Annotated in this window: 22 protein-coding genes and 1 pseudogene; 14 read left to right on the top strand and 9 right to left on the bottom strand. The window is 61.7% G+C overall.

Translation table 11 applies throughout. From position 1 onward, the window contains the following. Positions 1 to 14 precede the first annotated feature (14 nt). The 5 genes from I2C21_RS01365 to I2C21_RS01345 all read right to left on the bottom strand — a co-directional run bounded on the left by I2C21_RS01365 (position 15) and on the right by I2C21_RS01345 (position 1,921). Positions 15 to 440, bottom strand: coding sequence for a MarR family winged helix-turn-helix transcriptional regulator (locus tag I2C21_RS01365; protein WP_101693504.1), 426 nt, complete (start codon positions 438 to 440; stop codon positions 15 to 17). Positions 441 to 577: 137 nt separating this feature from the next. Continuing rightward, the gene (locus tag I2C21_RS01360) at positions 578 to 763 is read right to left on the bottom strand and encodes a hypothetical protein (RefSeq protein WP_101693503.1); all 186 of its coding nucleotides are present in this window, start codon (positions 761 to 763) and stop codon (positions 578 to 580) included. Positions 764 to 881: 118 nt separating this feature from the next. After that, positions 882 to 1,166, bottom strand: a complete 285-nt coding sequence (locus tag I2C21_RS01355; protein WP_101693502.1) for a zinc-ribbon domain containing protein — start codon at positions 1,164 to 1,166, stop codon at positions 882 to 884. Positions 1,167 to 1,224: 58 nt separating this feature from the next. Further along, on the bottom strand, positions 1,225 to 1,434 hold the full coding sequence (locus I2C21_RS01350; protein WP_186962800.1) for a cold-shock protein: 210 nt from the start codon (positions 1,432 to 1,434) through the stop codon (positions 1,225 to 1,227). Between the two features lie 175 nt (positions 1,435 to 1,609). Then, positions 1,610 to 1,921 carry a hypothetical protein gene (locus I2C21_RS01345; RefSeq protein ID WP_193537639.1) on the bottom strand — a complete coding sequence of 104 codons (312 nt, stop codon included), beginning with the start codon at positions 1,919 to 1,921 and terminating at the stop codon, positions 1,610 to 1,612. A gap of 169 nt (positions 1,922 to 2,090) precedes the next feature. Here I2C21_RS01345 and I2C21_RS01340 point away from each other — a divergent pair, with 169 nt between their 5' ends. Then, positions 2,091 to 2,711 carry a flavodoxin family protein gene (locus tag I2C21_RS01340; protein WP_195278306.1) on the top strand — a complete coding sequence of 207 codons (621 nt, stop codon included), beginning with the start codon at positions 2,091 to 2,093 and terminating at the stop codon, positions 2,709 to 2,711. A gap of 55 nt (positions 2,712 to 2,766) precedes the next feature. Here the strand turns inward: I2C21_RS01340 and I2C21_RS01335 are convergent, their stop codons facing one another. Then, the gene (locus I2C21_RS01335) at positions 2,767 to 3,960 is read right to left on the bottom strand and encodes a coenzyme F420-0:L-glutamate ligase (protein WP_101693498.1); all 1,194 of its coding nucleotides are present in this window, start codon (positions 3,958 to 3,960) and stop codon (positions 2,767 to 2,769) included. Positions 3,961 to 4,229: 269 nt separating this feature from the next. On the opposite strand from I2C21_RS01335, the pseudogene proC reads away from it, so the two are divergent. Next, positions 4,230 to 5,042, top strand: a pseudogene (gene proC / locus I2C21_RS01330) (pyrroline-5-carboxylate reductase); the annotation flags it as partial. Between the two features lie 125 nt (positions 5,043 to 5,167). On the opposite strand, the gene rpmB reads toward proC, so the two are convergent. Next, on the bottom strand, positions 5,168 to 5,356 hold the full coding sequence (rpmB, locus tag I2C21_RS01325) for a 50S ribosomal protein L28 (protein ID WP_101693494.1): 189 nt from the start codon (positions 5,354 to 5,356) through the stop codon (positions 5,168 to 5,170). Between the two features lie 205 nt (positions 5,357 to 5,561). Here rpmB and hprK point away from each other — a divergent pair, with 205 nt between their 5' ends. After that, the gene (hprK, locus tag I2C21_RS01320; RefSeq protein ID WP_101693493.1) at positions 5,562 to 6,506 is read left to right on the top strand and encodes an HPr(Ser) kinase/phosphatase; all 945 of its coding nucleotides are present in this window, start codon (positions 5,562 to 5,564) and stop codon (positions 6,504 to 6,506) included. A 215-nt stretch (positions 6,507 to 6,721) separates the two neighbouring features. Next, positions 6,722 to 7,570 carry a C39 family peptidase gene (locus I2C21_RS01315; protein WP_186962795.1) on the top strand — a complete coding sequence of 283 codons (849 nt, stop codon included), beginning with the start codon at positions 6,722 to 6,724 and terminating at the stop codon, positions 7,568 to 7,570. Positions 7,571 to 7,611: 41 nt separating this feature from the next. On the opposite strand, the gene I2C21_RS01310 is transcribed toward I2C21_RS01315, so the two are convergent. Continuing rightward, positions 7,612 to 8,235 (bottom strand): superoxide dismutase, encoded by a 624-nt coding sequence (locus tag I2C21_RS01310; RefSeq protein WP_195278304.1) that lies wholly within the window; start codon positions 8,233 to 8,235, stop codon positions 7,612 to 7,614. 145 nt (positions 8,236 to 8,380) lie between these two features. Here I2C21_RS01310 and I2C21_RS01305 point away from each other — a divergent pair, with 145 nt between their 5' ends. The 8 genes from I2C21_RS01305 (at position 8,381) to I2C21_RS01270 (ending at position 16,298) form a co-directional block, all read left to right on the top strand. Continuing rightward, on the top strand, positions 8,381 to 9,610 hold the full coding sequence (locus I2C21_RS01305; RefSeq protein WP_195278303.1) for a class I SAM-dependent rRNA methyltransferase: 1,230 nt from the start codon (positions 8,381 to 8,383) through the stop codon (positions 9,608 to 9,610). Between the two features lie 12 nt (positions 9,611 to 9,622). After that, positions 9,623 to 10,021 (top strand): Mini-ribonuclease 3, encoded by a 399-nt coding sequence (locus tag I2C21_RS01300; protein ID WP_195278302.1) that lies wholly within the window; start codon positions 9,623 to 9,625, stop codon positions 10,019 to 10,021. A gap of 3 nt (positions 10,022 to 10,024) precedes the next feature. Then, positions 10,025 to 11,752, top strand: a complete 1,728-nt coding sequence (locus I2C21_RS01295) for an Rqc2 family fibronectin-binding protein (protein WP_195278301.1) — start codon at positions 10,025 to 10,027, stop codon at positions 11,750 to 11,752. An 18-nt stretch (positions 11,753 to 11,770) separates the two neighbouring features. Then, positions 11,771 to 12,466 (top strand): response regulator transcription factor, encoded by a 696-nt coding sequence (locus I2C21_RS01290; protein ID WP_195278300.1) that lies wholly within the window; start codon positions 11,771 to 11,773, stop codon positions 12,464 to 12,466. A gap of 103 nt (positions 12,467 to 12,569) precedes the next feature. Then, positions 12,570 to 13,493 carry an ABC transporter ATP-binding protein gene (locus tag I2C21_RS01285; RefSeq protein ID WP_195278299.1) on the top strand — a complete coding sequence of 308 codons (924 nt, stop codon included), beginning with the start codon at positions 12,570 to 12,572 and terminating at the stop codon, positions 13,491 to 13,493. After that, positions 13,486 to 14,241: an ABC transporter permease gene (locus I2C21_RS01280; RefSeq protein ID WP_195278298.1), complete on the top strand. Its 756-nt coding sequence runs from the start codon at positions 13,486 to 13,488 to the stop codon at positions 14,239 to 14,241. The genes I2C21_RS01285 and I2C21_RS01280 overlap by 8 nt, the downstream gene beginning before the upstream one ends. A gap of 23 nt (positions 14,242 to 14,264) precedes the next feature. Further along, the gene (locus I2C21_RS01275) at positions 14,265 to 15,020 is read left to right on the top strand and encodes an ABC transporter permease subunit (protein ID WP_195278297.1); all 756 of its coding nucleotides are present in this window, start codon (positions 14,265 to 14,267) and stop codon (positions 15,018 to 15,020) included. A 366-nt stretch (positions 15,021 to 15,386) separates the two neighbouring features. Further along, a complete protein-coding gene (locus I2C21_RS01270; protein ID WP_195278296.1) occupies positions 15,387 to 16,298 on the top strand; it encodes a sensor histidine kinase in 912 nt (303 codons plus the stop codon). 10 nt (positions 16,299 to 16,308) lie between these two features. Here I2C21_RS01270 and I2C21_RS01265 read toward each other — a convergent pair whose 3' ends face one another. After that, a complete protein-coding gene (locus I2C21_RS01265; RefSeq protein ID WP_195278295.1) occupies positions 16,309 to 16,851 on the bottom strand; it encodes a beta-class carbonic anhydrase in 543 nt (180 codons plus the stop codon). A gap of 387 nt (positions 16,852 to 17,238) precedes the next feature. Between I2C21_RS01265 and I2C21_RS01260 the strand changes: the two genes are divergently transcribed. Both I2C21_RS01260 and gltA read left to right on the top strand, forming a co-directional pair. Continuing rightward, the gene (locus I2C21_RS01260; protein WP_186962791.1) at positions 17,239 to 18,099 is read left to right on the top strand and encodes a sulfide/dihydroorotate dehydrogenase-like FAD/NAD-binding protein; all 861 of its coding nucleotides are present in this window, start codon (positions 17,239 to 17,241) and stop codon (positions 18,097 to 18,099) included. A 15-nt stretch (positions 18,100 to 18,114) separates the two neighbouring features. Next, on the top strand, positions 18,115 to 19,509 hold the full coding sequence (gene gltA, locus I2C21_RS01255; protein ID WP_193537619.1) for an NADPH-dependent glutamate synthase: 1,395 nt from the start codon (positions 18,115 to 18,117) through the stop codon (positions 19,507 to 19,509). The last annotated feature ends 45 nt before the right edge of the window (positions 19,510 to 19,554 follow it).

The following is a 19,554-nucleotide window of genomic DNA, read 5'->3' as shown; positions in this document are numbered from 1 at the left end:
CATTCCTCCCCCACTCACAGCAGGCGTCCGCCCACGTTTCGGTAGGCGCGGGTGAGAAAGTCCCGGAGCTGGGCGCGCTCCTCCGGGGAGAAGTCGTGCAGCATCTGATCCTCCAGTGTCTGACACTGGTCCTCCCAGGCGGCAAAGGCCTCCCGGCCCTTGTCGGTGATGGAGACCTCGCCGGTGCGCCGGTCGGTCTGAGAGGGACGGCGCGTCAGAAAGCCATCCCGCTCCAATGTATCCAGGATGCGGCAGATGGCGGAGGGGTCCACCTCACAGCAGTCGGCCAGCATCCGCTGAGAGCAGGGGCCCAGATGGACCAGACAGCGCAGGATCTTGGGTTGACCCAGGGAGAGGCCCAGCTTACTCAGGTGAGGCCGAAGATGGTTCTGCACGGCGTGGGTGGTGCGGGCCAGCAGAACATGGACGGCATATTCCATCGGGATACCTCCTTTGTTGATATATCAATTATTGACATGTAATGATTATAGGAGGGCGGGGGAGAAAAGTCAATACGCCGGGACAAACGATCCGCCCCGCAGACCAATGTCCGCGGGGCGGGAGAGAGGAAACGTGCTCAGAGTGCCGCGCTGGGCAGATGGGCCGCGAAGGAGCGCACCTGCTGGGGTGTGCTGAGCTGGTGGAGCTGATTCAGGATAGCCTGCTTCTGCTGGGGAGAACAATTCTGATAGAAGCGCGCGGCGGAAGGATGGGATTGCAGACAGCTCTGGAAGGCCGCGTCGGGCGAAAAGGATGGTCTCATAATCAAATCACCTCATCGCTAGTATATCCAGAGCGGGGAGCTTACAACCGTGAAAAGAATCTCCAATCCCATGCACAAAAAATGCCGCGCACCCGATTCGGGTGCGCGGCATCTGGGATCAGCGGCGGAAACAATCGCTGCAGTAGACCGGGCGGTCATTGCGGGGCTCGAAGGGCACCTTGCAGGAGACGCCGCAGGAGGCACAAACGGCATCATACATCTGGCGGGCGGGACGGCTGTCCCGGCTGCTGGAACCGCCGCCGCCCTTGCGGGTATCACGGCAGGACTTGCAGCGCTGGGGCTCGTTCTGGAAGCCGCGCTCTGCGAAAAATTCCTGCTCACCGGCGGTAAAGGTGAACTCCTGGCCACAATCTTTGCAAACGATCATCTTGTCTTGGAACATAAAACATACCTCTTTTAAATATAAAAAATTTCAATGGGTTCGGTGTAAGTGCACTCCCTTACACCAGGGAGACGCGGGCTGCGCGCAGTTTGTGGGAATCCCGTGGATCCCGCTCGACCTCGAATGTGACTTTCTGGCCCTCAGTCAGGGATTTGAAACCCTCGGTCTGGATGGCGGAAAAATGCACAAACACATCTTCCCCGCCGCCGTCGTTGGAGAGAAAGCCGAAGCCCTTCTCATCGTTAAACCATTTGACAGTACCTTGCATGGAACATACCTCCTTTCCAGCAGGATAACTGAGCAAAAAAACGGCGCCTATGAAGTCAAAATGAAAAATTGACTCCATAGGCGCCGATCAATTACTACATTTGAATACTTGCTTAGTATAGCACGGCGGGATAGACTTGTCAAGGAAAAGTTTTTTCCTTTTTGAGAGGCCCGGATCAATAGAAGTGCGGGGTCCCGTCCTCCATGATCCCCAGCATCCGGCACAGGGGGCTGGTGATGGTAAAGGCGGGGCGGCAGTAATCCCCGTGGGGACCATAGGGGAAGGCACGTCCACCCCCCTCCCAGACGGCGATGGGGGGGAGGCCCCGGTCGTCCTTCCGGTCGGGATAGAGGGTCCGGGCGGCGGAGCGGAGGGCCTCCAGATCGGTGGAGCGGGCGGTCTCATAGATCTGGAGGAGTTCCTCCGCGGTAAAGGTGACCATACCCTGGTGCATCTTTTGAATGGATGTGACAATATCGTCGGGCATAAGTGGAATACCTCCGGGATTGGATTTGTACGGAAGCGGGAAAGTGCGGTATAATGGGAGCAGACGATGGGAGGGAGTGGTCTCAATGTGTCCCCCTCCATATATATAATAGGAGGGAGGCGGAGGAGGATGCCATCCCACCGCCCCATCAGAACAGGAGGAAGCGAATATGAAGGTATTGTTGCTCAACGGAAGCCCCCACGAAAAAGGGTGTACCTATACAGCGCTGCGGGAGGCGGCCGATATGCTGGAGCAGTGCGGCGTGGAGACCGAGATCTTCTGGATCGGGACGCAGGCCATCCACGGCTGTGCCGGCTGCGGCGGGTGCGCCGCCGGAAAGGGATGTGTTCTCCCCGGCGGAGAGGTCAATTCCTTTTTGGAGAAGATGGAAGGGGCGGACGGCCTGATCGTCGGCTCCCCGGTCTATTATGCCTCGGCCAACGGCGCGCTCACCAGCTTTCTGGACCGGGCCTTCTATGCTGGAAAGTGCTTTGCCCACAAGCCCGCTGCGGCGGTGGTCTCGGCCCGGCGGGCGGGCACGACGGCCTCGCTGGACCAGCTGACCAAGTACTTCACCATCTCCCAGATGCCGGTGGTCTCCTCTACCTACTGGCCCATGGTCCATGGAACCCGGCCGGAAGAGGTGCAGCAGGACCGGGAAGGACTTCAGATCATGCGCAATCTGGGGCGGAATATGGCCTGGCTGCTGCGCTGCATCGAGCTGGGCCGGGCCCAGGGCGTGGAGCCCCCGGCCGCCGAGCGGGAGGCGCGGACCAACTTCATCCGCTGAGCAAATGGAGAAAAGGCCCCTGCGGTTTTGCCGCGGGGGCCTTTTTGTTCTGCGGTTATTCGGTGGTATAGTTGTCGAAGTAACCCTGGATGTAGACGATGGGGGTGCCCTTATCGCCGGAACCGGAGGTCAGATCGCACAGAGAGCCGATCAGGTCGGTGAGACGGCGGGGAGTGGTGCCCTCGGAGACCATCTTGCCCACCAGGCTGCCGTCCTTCTTCTGGATCTCCGCCTTGATGGCGTCCCGTAGGGCCTCGCCGGACAGGTCGGCAAAGTCGTTGTCGGCCAGGTACTTGAGCTTGAGCTCATTGGGGGTGCCCTCCAGACCGGCGGTGTAGGCGGGGGAGACCACCGGGTCGGCCAGCTCCCAGATCTTGCCCACAGGGTCCTTGAAGGCGCCGTCGCCGTAGACCATGACCTCCACGTGCTTGCCGGTCTTCTCCAGCATGATCTTCTGGATGGACTCAACCAGGTCCTGGCACTCCCGGGGGAAGAGCTTCACCGTCTCCTCGGTGGACTTGTTGGAGCCCAGCAGACCATACTTCTCGTTGTAGCCGCTGCCGTCCACAGGGGCGGTCAGGATGTCGTCCAGACCAAAGACCCGCTCGGCGCCCGCCGCCTTGAGCAGGCGCTTGGTGCGCTTGCGGGTGTGGATGTCACAGGCCAGGACGTTCTTGGTGTACTTGAGGATGGCGCGGGGATCGTTGGCGAAGATGATCTCCACCTCGGCGCCGCTCTCCCGGATGAGGTCGGCGTAGTAGGCCACATAGTCCACGCCGGTGAAGGGGTGGGTGGTGTACCCGAACAGCTCCCGGTACCGCTCCAGGGTGAGCACGTCCTGGTAGGGATCGATGCCCTTCTCATCCATCACGTCCACATCGATGAGATGGTTGCCCACCTCGTCAGAGGGATAGCTCAGCATCAGCACCACCTTCTTGGCGCCCTTGGCGATGCCGCGCAGGCAGATGGCAAAGCGGTTGCGGCTGAGGATGGGGAAGATGACGCCGATGGTCTCGCCGCCCAGCTTGGCGCGCACGTCAGCGGCAATGTGGTCCACCGAGGCGTAGTTGCCCTGGGCGCGGGCCACAATGGCCTCCGTCATCGCGATGATGTCCCGGTCACGGACGGAAAAACCGTCCTCCGCGGCGGCCTCCAGGACGGATGCGGGCACGATCTGGGAGAGATCATCTCCGCTGCGGATAATGGGGGCCCGGACGCCCCTGGAAATGGTGCCGACCATCCGGCTCATGTTGCAACACTCCTATTACTCATTCAAATCAAAACACAGATTGTGCTCTTCTGACAGAAGAGCACAACTATTATACTATAATTCTCGGAAAATGTAAAATAAAAACTGGACGGATTGCAGTCCTCCCGGGAAAAACAGGGGAGAGGGGCCAGCGGGCAGCGAAAGGCAGGGGGTATGGGCTATGCCGGGGCTGTTTACTGCTTGAACAAAGATTGGAAAGCATTGCCGGAACGGGGACGGTGTGGTAAACTGGTCAAAAAAAGAAAGCGAGGTCTTGCAGGATGAAGCAGGCAGCATTTTTGGGAACGGGAAATATGGGCGGTGCGCTGGTGCGGGCGGCCTGCCGGTCGGTGGGGGCGGAAGAAGTGATCCTCTCCAACCGGACCCGGGCCAAGGCCCAGGCCCTGGCGGATGAGACCGGCTGCTCCGTGGCGGAGGACAACCGGGTGGCGGCGGAGAGCGCCCGCTATCTCTTCCTGGGCGTCAAGCCCCACATGGTGCGCCAGCTGCTGGAGGAGATCGCCCCGGTCCTCACCCAGGGGCAGGTGCTGGTATCCATGGCCGCCGGACTCACTACCGAGACTCTGGCCTCCTGGGCCCCGGAAGGGGTCCCCATCCTGCGTATCATGCCCAACACCCCCAGCGCCATCGGAAAGGGGATGACCGCGCTGTGCGCCGCCCCCGGCGTGGCGGAGGAGCACCTGGCGGCGGTGGAGACCATCCTGGCCGGGTCCGGCCGGATCGAGCGGCTGGAGGAGCGGCTGATGGACGCCTTCTCGGCGGTGGCCGGATGCGGACCGGCCTTTGTCTATCCCTTCCTGGAGGCCATGGCCGACGGCGGCGTGCTGGCGGGCCTGCCCCGGAAGCAGGCCATGGTGTTTGCGGCCCAGACCATGTTGGGCGCGGCGGCGCTGGTGCTGGAGAGCGGGGAGCATCCGGGCGCCCTCAAGGATGCGGTGTGCTCGCCCGGCGGCTCCACCATTGAGGGGGTGGCGGCGCTGGAGCGGCATGGCTTCCGCGGCGCGGTGCTGGATGCAGTGGAGGCCGCCTGGAAGAAAAACACCGCCCTGGGCAAGGCATAACCGAATCGGAAAACGGGCCGGACCGCTCCAAAGAGCGGATCCGGCCCCGTTTTGGCGTGGAAAAAAGAAATGAGTCTGTACCGAAACGGTACAGACTCATGATCTTCTTTTCTGTGGTAATCAAATTACACAGCGCGGGTGACCTTACCCGAACGGAGGCATCTGGTGCACACATAGACGTGCTTGGGCGTACCATTGACAACCGCCTTGACGCGCTTCACGTTGGGCTTCCAGGGACGATTGGAGCGGCGGTGAGAGTGGGAGACCTGGATACCGAACACAACGCCCTTGTCGCAGAATTCACATTTAGCCATTCGCTTAAACCTCCTCGCTTGCAGATATCACGCTTCTTAAAGCATCGAACGATATAATAGCAGAAAAGAGGAGAAAATGCAAGAGGGAATTTAAAAAAACTCGATCTCATCTTGTGGGAGAGTTGCCAAAGGGCTGGAAGACGTGGTATACTAATCCCATATTAAGACACGCGCGACTCATTACACGAGCAGGGAGGGACCAGCCATGTCTACGCCGTTGAGCGTCAAGCTAGGTAGTCTCATTGATGAATTCAATCTGGAGGTATTGCGGGGTGCGGAGGGGTACCGCGATCTTCCCATCTCCACGGAGGATATCAACCGCCCCGGTCTTCAGCTGACGGGATTTTTTGATTACTTTGATGCCCAGCGCATCCAGGTGATCGGCCTGGTAGAGAGCACCTATCTGGACGGCATCACCTCGGAGGAGCGGAGCATCCGCTTTGAAACCCTCTTCCAGAGCGAGATTCCGGCGTTCATCATCGCCCGCGGGATGGAGCCCTTCCCCGAGTGCATGGAGATGGCGGAGAAATACAACCGCACCGTGCTGCGCAGCAATGAGACCACGTCGGTACTCATCAGCGCCATCGTCACGTCCCTGCATAACCATCTGGCCCCCCGGATCACCCGCCACGGCGTACTGGTGGAGGTCTACGGCGAGGGCGTGCTGCTGCTGGGCGACTCGGGCGTGGGCAAGAGTGAGACCGCCATTGAGCTGGTCAAGCGCGGCCACCGTCTGATCGCGGACGATGCGGTGGAGATCCGCCGGGTCAACAACAAGAGCCTGATGGGCACCGCTCCCGAGCTGATCCGCCACTATATCGAGCTGCGGGGCATCGGCGTGGTGGATGTGCGCCGCATCTTCGGTATGATCGCCATTAAGGAAGAGACCGAGATCGACATGGTCATCAACCTGGAGCCCTGGCGCGAGGATGCGGTCTATGACCGTCTGGGACTGGACGAGCTCTATGTGGACATTTTGGACGTCAAGGTGCCCACCATCACCGTTCCCGTGAAGCCGGGCCGTAACCTGGCGGTCATCATTGAGGTGGCGGCCATGAACAACCGCCACAAAAAGATGGGCTTCAACTCCGCGCTGGAGTTCACCAAGCAGATCGAGAGCCATTTTGACCAGGCGATGGGAAATTTCTAAGCCTTCGATACAATAAGAGACAGACCGGGCGACTCGTTGCCTGGTCTGTTTTTTATTCATATTGATAGAAATATTATGCAAAAATGAGGAGCATAATTTGGAAAAAATGTGCATTGCACTGGGGCGGCACACGCCGTATAATAACAGCCATCGCGTCCAGAATTTGGCGTGAAATCGGAATAGGGCAACATGCCCTCAACAAAGGAGATCGAGAAATGAAACAACCTGTCACTCTGGCTCTGGCCTCCACCCTGATGCTGACCACGCTGGTCGGCTGCGCGGCGGGAGCGGCCCAGACTTCCGGGGCGGACACGACATCCCTTGCGGATGCCAAACCGACTGCGGCCCAGACCGCGGAGAATTTCAGCGATGAGATGAAGATCGAACACGCCGTGGACCTCTCCCCCGAGGACGGAGCCGACTCCGTCGAGCGGGCGGGAGATCACGAGGACTCCCCCTACTTCAAGCATCCGGATTTCTACAATATGGAATCCACCGATACCCTTACCATCCTGCCCAAGTTCAAGACCATTCAGCAGACCAGCGAGTGGAGCTGCGGCGTAGACGCCATCCTGATGGCCATGGACTACTACGGCAAGCTGGGCGACTGGAATGAGGAGAGCCTGGCCGCGCTGCGCCATGAGCTCACCGGCGAGATGGCAGGGTATCCGGGCACCACTCTGAAGCAGGCCATGGATATTCTGGACGGCGTGGGCGGTTTTGAATATATTACCAGCCTGGACTATGAGGATGTGTACAGCGAGGTCACGCTGGAGACCTTCCAGCAGTGGCTGAGCGAGGGCAAGCCCATCCTGGTGGCCTGGAACGACTGGGGCGGCCACTGGCAGGTCATCATCGGCTATGACACCATGGGGACCGAGACCACCCAGGACGACGTCATCATTGTGGCCGATTCCTACGACACCACCGACCACAACCAGGACGGCTACGGCATCTATCCCGCCGAGCGGTTCTACTACAACTTCACCATGTATGACTCCTTCACCGAGGAAGAGGGCGGAAACGATATGCTCTTTATCGTCCCCACTCCCACGGAGGCTTGATGGAAGCCCCCGGGACCACATAGGTCCCGGGGGCTTTTGCGCTACCAGGGGGCGGTGTAACGGGCCTCGGCCAGGGGCCAGGCGAGCAGGGAGAACCAGCGCTCCACGTAGTCGTCCCGGCGGTTGCGCACGTCCAGATAGTAGGCGTGTTCCCACACGTCCAGACAGAGCAGGGGGCGCAGGCCCAGAGTGAGGGGGCAGTCCTGGTTGGGCAGGGCCAGGAGGGACAGCGCGCCCTCCCGGTCGGAGACCAGCCAGGCGTAGCCCGAGCCGAAGAGGGTGCGCGCGGTCTCCGCCATCTGCCGCTTCCAGGCGAAAAAGGACCCGAAATCCCTCTGGATGGCCTCGGCCAGTGCTCCGGAAGGTTCTCCTCCACCGCTGGGAGAGAGACCGGCAAAATACAGAAGGTGGTTGTACACCCCGCCGGCGCTGCGGCCCACCGGGGCACGGTCCTGGGCGGGCAGGCTGTCCAGGTCCCGGAGCAGCTCCTCCAGGGTCTTGCTCCGGCCGGCCTCGCAGTCCTCCAGCGCCCGGTTGAGCTGTTCCACGTAGGAGCGGAGGTGCTTGTCGTGGTGAAAGCAGAGGGTCTCCTCCCCAATGGCGGGACACAGCTCGTCATAGCCGTAGGGGAGTGGGGGAAGGGTGTAGGGATAGCGCAGATCCATCCTTGCATACTCCTTTCAGGGGGGCGGTTGTGTTTCCGGTGGTTTTGCGGTATACTAAATCGTTACAGGCGCGCCGGGTGCGCCCCCTGTGAGATACCAATATATGCGGGTCTGCCGCAAGCCATACAAGAGGGAGACTGGGACCATGAAACAGGAACGCGGATATGCGAAAGTGACCATCACGCCAAAGGGAGAGCGAGCCCTGCTGGGCGGACACCCCTGGGTGTACGACGGGGAGATCGTCTCCATCGAGGGCGCGTATGAGAACGGCGCTCTGGTGGATGTGGTGAGCGGAAAGGGCCGCTACCTGGGCACGGGATTTCTCAGCGAGACCTCCCGGATCCGGGTGCGTCTCATCTCCCGCAATGCCAACGACCGGTTTGACGAGGCCTTCTGGGAGCGCCGGGTGCGCTACGCCTGGGAGTACCGCAAGACGGTCATGGGGGAGGATACCGACTGCTGCCGCATCATCTTCGGGGAGGCCGATTCCTTCCCCGGACTCACGGTGGACCGGTTCCATGACCTGCTGGTGACCCAGACCCTCTCGCTGGGAATGGAGCTGCGCAAGGAGATGATCTTCCCCCTGATCTATAAAGTGCTGACCGAGGACGGACAGACCATCCGGGGGATCTATGAGCGCAACGACGTGGCCATCCGGGCCCACGAGGGGCTGGCGGAGAACAAGGGATGGTTCCATCTGGAGGGAGTCCCGGTCCCGGAGAGTCCCCGCACCGCCATCGTGGAAAACGGTGTGGAGTACGCCGTGGACGTGGAGAACGGACAGAAGACCGGCTTTTTCCTGGACCAGAAGTACAACCGCCAGGCTGTGGCCCGGCTGGCCCGGGGCAAGCGGGTGCTGGACTGCTTTACCCACACCGGCTCCTTTGCCCTGAACGCCGCCAAGGGGGGCGCGGCCCATGTGACCGCCGTGGATGTGTCTGAGCTGGCGGTGGAGATGGCCCGGGAGAATGCCCGGCGCAACGGCCTGGAGGGGATCATGGACTTTACGGCGGCCAATGTGTTCGACCTTCTGCCTGCTCTGGAGGAGAAGGGGGGCCATCTCTACGACTTCATCATCCTGGACCCGCCCGCCTTCACCAAGAGCCGCAAGACCATTGACGCCGCCGCACGGGGCTATAAGGAGATCAACTACCGGGCCATGAAGCTGCTCCCCCGGGGCGGCTATCTGGCCACCTGCTCCTGCTCCCACTTCATGGATGAGGAGCGGTTCGTGCGGATGCTCCACAGCGCGGCCCGGGACGCGGGCGTACAGCTGCGGCAGATCGAGGCCCGCCAGCAGTCGCCCGACCATCCCATCCTGTGGAATGTACCCGAGACCAATTACCTGAAATTCTACCTGTTCCAGGTGGTATAAAGGAGAACGACCATGGATTATTTTCACTTGAATGCCTCCCGCGACCAGATCGCCGGGATCAGCAACCTGGGCCTGGCCCATCTGGGGGACGCGGTCTTTGAGGTGATGGTGCGCTCCTGGCTGTGCCTGCACGGCAAGGCCAGCGCCCGGGGCCTCCACAAGGCCACCGTCCGCTATGTGGCCGCCCCTGCCCAGGCCAAGGCGGTGGAGCGGATCCTCCCCCTGCTCAGCGAGGAGGAGGGGGACGTCTACCGCCGGGGACGCAACACCAGCCCCCACTCGGTCCCCCAGAAGGCCAGCCGGGCCGAGTACCAGAGTGCCACCGGACTGGAGGCCCTCTTCGGCTGGCTCTATTTGCAGGGGCGGACCGAGCGGCTCAACGAGCTCTTTGCCCATATGATGGAGGAGTGACCCATGCCCTTGGACGCCATTTGCCTCTCCGCCGTGGCGGAGGAGCTGCGCGACGCCCTGGTGGGCGGGCGCATCGATAAAGTATATCAGCCCGGCCGGGACGAGGTGGTGCTGGCCGTACGGGGAAACGAGGGGAACGGAAAGCTCCTCCTCTCGGCCAGCCCCAACCAGCCCCGGGCCCAGCTCACCACCGTCAGCCGGGAGAACCCGGGCACGCCCCCCATGTTTTGTATGCTCCTGCGCAAGCATCTGACGGGGGGCCGTATCCTGGAGATCGTCCAGCCCCCCATGGAGCGCCTGCTGGACTTCCGGCTGGAGGTCCTGGACGAGCTGGGTGACCGGGTGGAGCGGCGCCTGATCCTGGAGTGTATGGGCCGCCGGGCCAACCTCATCCTGCTGGACGGGGAGGGGCGGATCGTGGACTGCCTGCGCCGGGTGGACGGAGACCTTGCCTCCAACCAGCGGCAGGTATTGCCCGGGATGTTCTACCGCCTGCCGCCTGCGCCGGACAAGCTGGACCTGCTCGCCTGCTCCGAGGAGGAGCGGGCCGCCGCCCTGGAAAATCCCATGGGGAAGAGTCTGGACAAGCTCCTGCTGGACGCCTTTACGGGCATCTCCCCCCTCATTGCCCGGGAACTGGTCTTCCGGGCCGGGGAGGATCCCGCCGCACTGCGGGAGGAGCTGGAGAAATTCCGCACGGAGGTGCAGGAAAAGCGCTTTGCGCCCTATCTGCTGGTGCGGGAGGGCCGGGCGGTGGACTTTACCTTTCTGCCCATCCTCCAATACGGACCGGAGACTGAGTGCCGCCGTCAGGAGCGCTTCTCTCCGATGCTGGACGCATTCTATGAGACCCGGGATCAGGCTGAGCGGGTGCGCCAGCGGGGCCAGGACCTCATCAAATCGGTGACCAGCGCCCGGGACCGGGTGGCCCGTAAGCTGGCCAACCAGGAGCGGGAGCTGGAGGCCACCCTGGACCGGGAGCGGCTGCGGGAGCTGGGGGACATCATCACCTCCAATCTCCATGCCATGCACAAGGGACAGAGCGTACTGCGGGCGGTGGACTTCTATGACCCGGAGTGCCGGGAGGTGGAGATCCGGCTGGACCCCCTCCGCACTCCCCAGCAGAACGCTGCCAAATATTATAAGGATTACAACAAGGCCAAGACCGCCGAGGAGATGCTCACCATCCAGATCGAAAAGGGTGAGAAGGAGCTGGAGTACCTCAACAGTGTGCTGGAGAACATCACCCTGGCCGAGGGCGAGCGGGATTTGCAGGAGATCCGGCAGGAGCTGGCCGACACCGGCTACCTCCGCCGGGGCAAGACGGCCGCCAAGCGGGAGAAGCGGGTGTCGGGCAAGCCCATGGAGTTCCGCTCCTCCGCGGGATTGCGGATCTCGGTGGGCAAGAACAACAGTCAGAACGACCAGCTCACCACCAAGATGGCCTTCAAGAGCGACATCTGGTTCCACACTCAGAAGATCCACGGCTCCCACGTGATCCTCTGGACCGAGGGAGGGACCCCCGACGTGCAGAGCCTCCACGAGGCGGCGGTGCTGGCGGCCTGGTTCTCCCAGGGACGGGAGGGAAAAAAGGTGCCGGTGGACTATACGCCGGTCAAGTATGTGAAAAAGCCCGCGGGGGCCCGGCCCGGCATGGTGATCTATACCACCTATGAGACCGCCTATGTGGACCCGGACGGGGAACTGGTGAAGCGTCTGCGCGTAAAATAATAAGAGGAGGAAAGTGCCATGGAGAACTGTCACATTCTGGTGGTAGAGGACGACCCGGACATCAACCGCCTGCTCTGTACGGTGTTGGGGAACGCGGGATACGACTGCCGCCCCGCCTTTTCCGGGAGTGAGGCGGAGCTCTGGGCCACCCAGTACAACTATGACCTGGTGCTGCTGGATCTGATGCTCCCCGGTCTGACCGGAGAGGAATTCATCCAGAAGATGCGCCGGAAAAAGACCATGCCCATCCTGGTCCTCTCGGCCAAGGCGGGCCTGGAGGACCGGGTGAACGTCCTGCGGCTGGGGGCGGACGATTTCATCCCCAAGCCCTTTGACAACGCGGAGGTCCTGGCCCGGGTGGAGGCCCAGCTGCGGCGGTACAAGAAGTTTTCCGGCGGCGGGGCGGGGCAGGTCCTCACCCACGGCGCGCTGGTCCTGGACCGGGAGAGCGTGACCGTCACCGTGGACGGAAAGCCCGCCAGCCTGACCGCCCGGGAGTTTGAGATCCTGGCCCTGCTGATGGCCCATCCGAAAAAGGTCTTTACCCGGGAACAGCTCTATGAGCAGGTATGGGGCGGGGAGTTTATGGGGGATGATAATACGGTGAATGTCCACATCTCCAACCTGCGCTCCAAGCTGAACAAGGTCAGCAAGGGGGACTATATCAAGACGGTCTGGGGCATTGGGTTCAAAATGGCGGAGGAGAACGAGTGAGTCCCCGGGCAGAGTTTAGACATTCTTAATCTTTGCTTTATTCGGCTTTATGGACGAGCTGCTACAATGGCATCACAATCAAAAAGGAAGGGTTGATGCCTGTATGGCAGAACAAGTATTGACGACCCGGGGCCTTACCAAGCGCTACGGCCATGCGCTGGCCGCGGATCATATCAATCTGGACCTGGAACGGGGACAGATCTACGGCCTGGTCGGACGCAACGGCGCCGGAAAGACCACCATCATTCGGATGATCACCGCCCAGACCACCCCAACCGAGGGGGAGATCTCCCTCTTTGGGGCACGGGATGAGCGGGAAAACGCCCGTATGCGCGCCCGTACCGGGGCCATGGTGGAGACCCCCAGCTTTTATCCCTATCTGAACGCCCGTCAGAATCTGGAGTATTACCGCATTCAGCGGGGCATCCCGGGGAGGAATGCGGTGGACGAGGCGCTGGAGGCGGCCGGACTGACGGATACCGGGACCAAGCCGTTCAAGCATTTTTCTCTGGGCATGAAGCAGCGCCTGGGCCTGGCGCTGGCCCTGATGAACCGCCCCGACCTCCTGCTCCTGGACGAGCCCATCAACGGCCTGGATCCGGAGGGGATCGTGGAATTCCGGAACCTGCTCCTGAAGCTCAACCGGGACCGGCAGACCACCATCCTGATCTCCAGCCACATTCTGAGCGAGCTTGCCAACCTGGCCACCTGCTACGGGTTCATCGACCACGGCGTGCTGCTGGAGCAGATCTCTGCCGCGCGGCTGAGTGAGAAGTGCCGGGCCTGTCTGGAGCTGCGGGTGGACGATGCCGCCAAGGCGGCCCGGGTCCTGGAGGAAGATTTGGCAACCCGGGACTTTGAGGTGCTCAGTCCGTCGGTCATCCGGCTTTACAGTCATCTGGACCGGCCGGGAGAGGTCACCCGTGCCCTGGTAGAGGCGGGCGTGGGCCTCTCCGCCGTGGAGCCCCAGGGGGCCAATCTGGAGGATTACTTCCTGGGCCTGATCGGAGGTGTCCACCATGCGTAACTATCTGACTGCCGAGTGTTTCAAGGTGTTCCGGCGCAAGTATCTCTATGTGGCCCTGGCCATCTGCCTGTCCCTGGAGGGCGTGCTCCTGTGGGGGTATTGGAGCACCTATTCCTGGGGCAATCCGCAGGTCTCCTTTTACTCTACCAGTATGATCGTGGCCCTGCTGCTGACCTTTGGTATGTATGCCACGTTTTTGACAGGAGATGTGGTGTTTTCCGACCAGTACAAGCATACCACACTGAAAAATGAGGTGTCCTACGGACTGCCCAGAGAGCGGATCTATCTGGGTAAACTGTTGGTCTCCCTGGCGGTGGCTGTCCTGGCCTGCGCAGTGCTGGTGGGCTTCTATCTGGCGGGGTGCTGGCTTCTCTTCCCCCACAGCGGAGAAGACGGGCAGGCGCTGGCCGCGGTGGGTTACTGCCTGGCCGGGGCGCTGCCGCTGTGGATGGCGGCCCAGGCGGTGGTGATGGCCTGCTACTTCCATGTGCGCAGCTCCACCATGGGAGCCTTCCTGGGGGTCGCGATCCTGACGGTCCTGCCCAGTGTGTTTCAGGCCTTTGGTATCCTGTTCCACCCGATCTTTGAGACGCTGCGGGGCTTTATGCCCGCCGTGATGCTGGAGGACCTGAGAAATCATGCCTTTGATGGAGGCTATCTGGCCCGATGCTGGATCACCGGACTGGTCTGGTTCGGTGCTGCCACCGGGATCGGGATTGGCCTGTTCCAGAAAAAGGAGATTCGCTGAGGTGGAAAGGGGGGAGCTTCCATATGTTCAACTATGTCAAGGCGGAGCTGTGGAAGCTCACACAGCGCCCCGCGCTCTTTCTGACCTGGGGCATTCTCTTTCTGCTCATGGTGGTCTATTCCGTCCTTTTGAGCGGGAGAGAGTACAGCAATCTCGCGGCGGCATGCACGGTGGTACTGGTGGCGGGCGTTCTGGTGGCACCTCTGCTGGTGATGCTGGTGGATGACGGCGCGTCCGATACCCTGAAGCATGAGGTAGCCTTTGGCCTGAGCCGCACCCGGATCTATCTGGGAAAACTGGTTGCGGTCCTGCTGGCCGGGCTGGCCCTGTGTGCCATCCTGCTGGGGGCCTGCCTCGTCGGGGGATGGCTGCTGCTGAACCACAACGATCCGGAACAGGAGTGGACCAATCTGGCGGTGCTGGGTTTTTCTGTCCTGGGTGCGGTGCCCATCTGGTGCGGTATGGCGGGGGTCTGCCATATGGCGGCGCTGGCCATCCGGAACACGGCGGTGTGGATCTGCGGATACTATATTTATTTCTTCTTTGGACAGCCCATTTTATTGGTGTTCGTGGCCATCCTCTTTGCGGGCAACACCTCCTCTTGGACGGCAACCGTTGCCGAGGCGGTTTTTATGCCCTCTCTGCTTCTGACGCCCCGGTTTCTGAGCGGATGGCTGACCTGGACGTATCAGGTCTGGTGTTGGGGCGTGGGCCTGGGATGGCTGGCTGCCAGCACGGCGGCCGGATTGGCTCTGTTGAAACGGAAAGACATCCGGTAGACAGAAAAAATAGGCGCACCCGCGTAAAGCGGGTGCGCCACAGGCTGTCGATAAAGTGTATTTCTGCACTTTGTGCTGCAAGAGCCTCGCAGAGTTCCGCCGTCCGCAGATGGCGGAATGGAGTCAAATCGTGTTTTCCGGCGGCGTGTACGTCGGAAAACACTCTGCTCAGGCTGTAAGTGTGTGGCCCTTTGGGCCATGCGCGCGACGGCCTGCATCCCCTCGAAAAAATGCTTGCATTTTTGAGAAGCGTGTCGAATGTTTCGACACGCTGAGGCGCACCCGCGCAAAGCGGGTGCGCCACGATTTGTTTGGAAGGGGAAGGGGCCACAGGCGTGGGCCCTCCTCAAGAAAGGGGAAAGGACCATGTGGATCCTCTGCGGAATCTTGCTGGTGCTGTGCATTGTGCTGGTGTGTTGGGGCCGTATGCAGAACCGCTCTCTCCGCTCGGCGGTGGAGCAGCTTCGGCAGCTGGAGGAGCAGGACAGCGTCTCCCGGGTACGGCTCGAGGCCCCCAATGCCGCGGCGGAAGCCCTCCTGGAGGAGGTCAACCGGCTGCTGGCCCTTCGGCAGGAGGAGCGGGCGGAGGGAAGGGCCCGGGAGCGGGAGCTCCGGCGGCAGATCTCCAACATCTCCCACGATCTGCGCACCCCGCTGACCTCCATTTTGGGCTACCTCCAGCTTCTGGAGGAGGGCGGCCTGACCGAGGAACAGCAGACGGAATATCTGGGCGTGATCCGGGGCCGGGCTCAGACGTTGCAGCGGCTCATCACCAGCTTTTATGATCTCTCCCGGCTGGAGGGCGGGGAATTTCCGCTGGAAAAGCAGCGGGTGGACCTGAGGGCGGTCTTTTCCGAGCTGCTGGCCTCCTTCTATACCGACTTTACCGAGGCGGGGTTTGAGATGGAGGTGGATCTGCCCTCCGACCTGCCCCCCGTCCAGGCCGATCCGGGGGGCGTGCTCCGGATCGGAACCAATCTGCTGCGCAATGCGCTGGACCACGGCGCCGGTCCCATGTCCATCCGTCTGTGGCAGGAGGGGGGCACGGTCGTCAGCTCCTTCGCCAATGCGGCCCCCGGGCTGGAGGCGGAGGATGTGCCCCGGGTGTTTGAGCGGTTTTTTACGGCGGATAAGATGCGCACCGGACGCAACACCGGGTTGGGCCTTGCCATTGTCAAGACCCTGGGGGAACAGATGGGATGCACTGTTACGGCATCCGGAGATCAGGCATGCTTTGAGATCCGGATCACCTGGCCCAGGTGGCGGGAGAGAGGGTGAGGCTCTCCGGTCAGGAGACCGGGTCCAGCCGTCCGGTGGCGGGGTCCATCAGAAAACCGCGCACCACCAGGCCGTCCGGCATGAGCGGGTGGGAGACGATCTGCTCCACAGTGGCCCGGACGGAGTCCTCCGCACTGTCAAAGCCGGTGAGCCAGCGGCGCAGGTCAATGCCGCAGCTCTCCACCAGGCGGATGCGGTCCTCGGAGATGCCGCGCTCCCGCATATGGCGGAGCATTTCCTCGCCGTCCATGTGCTGCACTCCGCAGTCGTAGTGGCCCACCACCATGATCTCCTCCACGCCCAGCTCATAGACAGCGATGAGGAGGCTGCGCATGATGCTTCCGAAAGGATGGCTGACCACTGCGCCGGCATTCTTGATGAGCTTGACATCCCCGTTGCGCAGTCCCAGCGCCGCGGGGAGCAGTTCCGTGAGCCGGGTGTCCATACAGGAGAGGACCGCCAGATGCTTGTCGGGATATTTACTGGTCTGATAGGGGGCATACCGCTCCTGAGAGACAAAGGAGCGGTTATAGCGCAGGATCTCATCGATCATATCAGGACCACCGCCTTTCACGAGATTGACTGTATTATCATACTCTTTTTGGAAAACAATGTAAAGAGCGGGCGGCGTGTTGCGGATTGCCTGCGGAGCGATTGTAGAAATAGAGAAAAAGCTCTGATAATTTCTTGACAAAGTTATGGGAAACTGCTATCTTTTCTTAGAGGATAAGAACTCATAGGACTTGAAACGGAGCAGAAGGCTGTTTTTATTAAACTTATGAGTCTTATTTGTTGAGTTTAGAGAGTCCGGCGGGACCCTGTTCTGCCGGAAAACGAGACGGATGGCCCCGGCTCCGCTGTCCAGCCCCACCGAAGGGAAACGGGATGGTCTGGAAACGTGCGGGCATTGGCCGAGTCGGAGGAAAGGAAAGATCAAGGTATGGTTAAAGTCGTGAGAAAGAAGGTCCTCAATCCCAGCGTGACCCTGCTGGAAGTCGAGGCCCCCATGATCGCCAAGAAGGCACAGGCGGGACAGTTCATCATCCTGCGTCTGGATGAGGAGGGCGAGCGTATCCCCCTCACCATCGGCGATTATGACCGCGAGAAGGGCACCATCACCATCATGTTCCAGAAGGTGGGCCTGACCACGGAGCTGCTGGGCGACCTCAATGAGGGTGATTATATCCGGGACTTCGTAGGCCCCCTGGGCCAGCCCACCCGCCCCGAGCTGGGCGATGTGAAGCGGGTGTGCGTGGTCGGCGGCGGCGTGGGCTGCGCCATCGCCTATCCCCAGGCCAAGAGCCTCCACGCTGAGGGCATCCAGGTGGACGTCATCGCCGGTTTCCGCTCCAAGGACATCGTGATCCTGGAGGAGGAGTTCAAGGCCGCCTGTGACAACTTCTACCTGACCACCGACGACGGCACCTACGGCGAGAAGGGCTTTGTCACCGACAAGCTCAAGGCCCTCATCGAGGCCGGCAACCAGTATGACGCTGTGATCGCCATCGGCCCCGTTCCCATGATGAAGTTTGTCTGCAAGACCACCGAGCCCTTCGGCATCCACACCCTGGTGAGCCTCAACCCCATCATGATCGACGGCACCGGCATGTGCGGCTGCTGCCGTGTCACGGTGGGCGGCGAGATGAAGTTTGCCTGCGTGGACGGCCCCGACTTTGACGGCCACAAGGTGGATTTTGACGAGCTGATGAACCGCAACTCCGTGTACCGCGAGCGTGAGGCCAAGGAAAAAGAGCGCCACACCTGCCGCATGGAGACGCTCGCCAAGAACATGATTCACTAAGGGAGGTCGAAGAAAATGCCGAACATGAGCATGACGAAGAATCCGATGCCGGAGCAGGATCCCGGCGTCCGTAACCATAACTTTGAAGAAGTGGCCATGGGCTACACCGCCGAGATGGCCATCGACGAGGCCAAGCGCTGCCTGAACTGCAAGAACAAGCCCTGCGTCAACGGCTGCCCCGTGAACATCCGCATCCCTGAGTTCATCGCCAAGGTGGCCGAGGGCGACTTCCAGGGCGCCTATGACGTCATCACCAGCACCAACGCCCTGCCCTCCATCAGCGGCCGCGTCTGCCCCCAGGAGACCCAGTGTGAGTGCCACTGTGTCCGCGGCATCAAGGGCGAGCCCGTGGCCATTGGCCGTCTGGAGCGCTTCGTGGCCGACTGGTACCGTGAGAACGTCAACGCCATGCCCGAGAAGCCCGCATCCAACGGGATCAAGGTGGCGGTGGTGGGCTCCGGCCCTGCCAGCCTGACCTGCGCCAGCGATCTGGCCAAGAAGGGCTATCAGGTCTCCATCTTCGAGGCCTTCCACACCGCCGGCGGCGTGCTGGTCTACGGCATCCCCGAGTTCCGTCTGCCCAAGGCCATCGTGCAGAACGAGGTCGACAAGCTGTGTGCTCTGGGCGCGGATCTGGAGTGCGACGTGGTGGTGGGCCGTACCTACACCATCGACGAGATGTTTGAGGACGGCTACAAGGCCGTGTTCGTCGGCTCCGGCGCCGGCCTGCCCATGTTCATGGGTATCCCCGGCGAGGCTCTGGCCGGCGTGTACTCCGCTAACGAGTACCTGACCCGCATCAACCTGATGAAGGCCTACCGCGAGGGCTATGACACCCCCGTGAAGGACGCCAAGGCCGTGGCCGTCGTGGGCGGCGGCAACGTGGCCATGGACGCCGCCCGCTGCGCCAAGCGCATGGGCGCCAAGGTGTATGTGGTCTACCGCCGGGATGAGGAGGCCATGCCTGCCCGCCGGGAGGAGATCCATCACGCCAAGGAAGAGGGCATCGAGTTCCTGTTCCTCAACAACCCCGTCAAGATCCTGGATGACGGCCACGGCAAGGTCCGCGCCATGGAGTGCGTGAAGATGGAGCTGGGCGAGCCCGACGCCTCCGGCCGCCGCCGTCCGGTGGAGATCCCCGGTTCCAACTTTGAGCTGGAAGTGGACACCGTCATCATGTCCCTGGGCACCAGCCCCAACCCCCTGATCCGCTCCACCACCCCCGGCCTGGAGGCCAACAAGAAGGGCTGCCTGGTGGCCGATGAGGAGACCATGGCTACCAGCCGTGAGGGCGTGTACGCCGGCGGTGATGCCGTGACCGGCGCCGCGACCGTGATCCTGGCCATGGGCGCCGGCAAGAAGGCCGCTGCCGCCATGGACAAGTACCTGCAGGAGAAGTACGGCAAGTAATCCGGCTGACCCCTAAAACAACAGCGCGCCGCAGAGTCAAAGCTC

Source organism: Clostridium sp. J1101437_171009_A5 (assembly GCF_015547905.1).
GTDB lineage: Bacteria > Bacillota > Clostridia > Oscillospirales > Oscillospiraceae > Pseudoflavonifractor_A > Pseudoflavonifractor_A gallinarum.
This window is presented reverse-complemented; position numbering and strand designations above follow the sequence as displayed.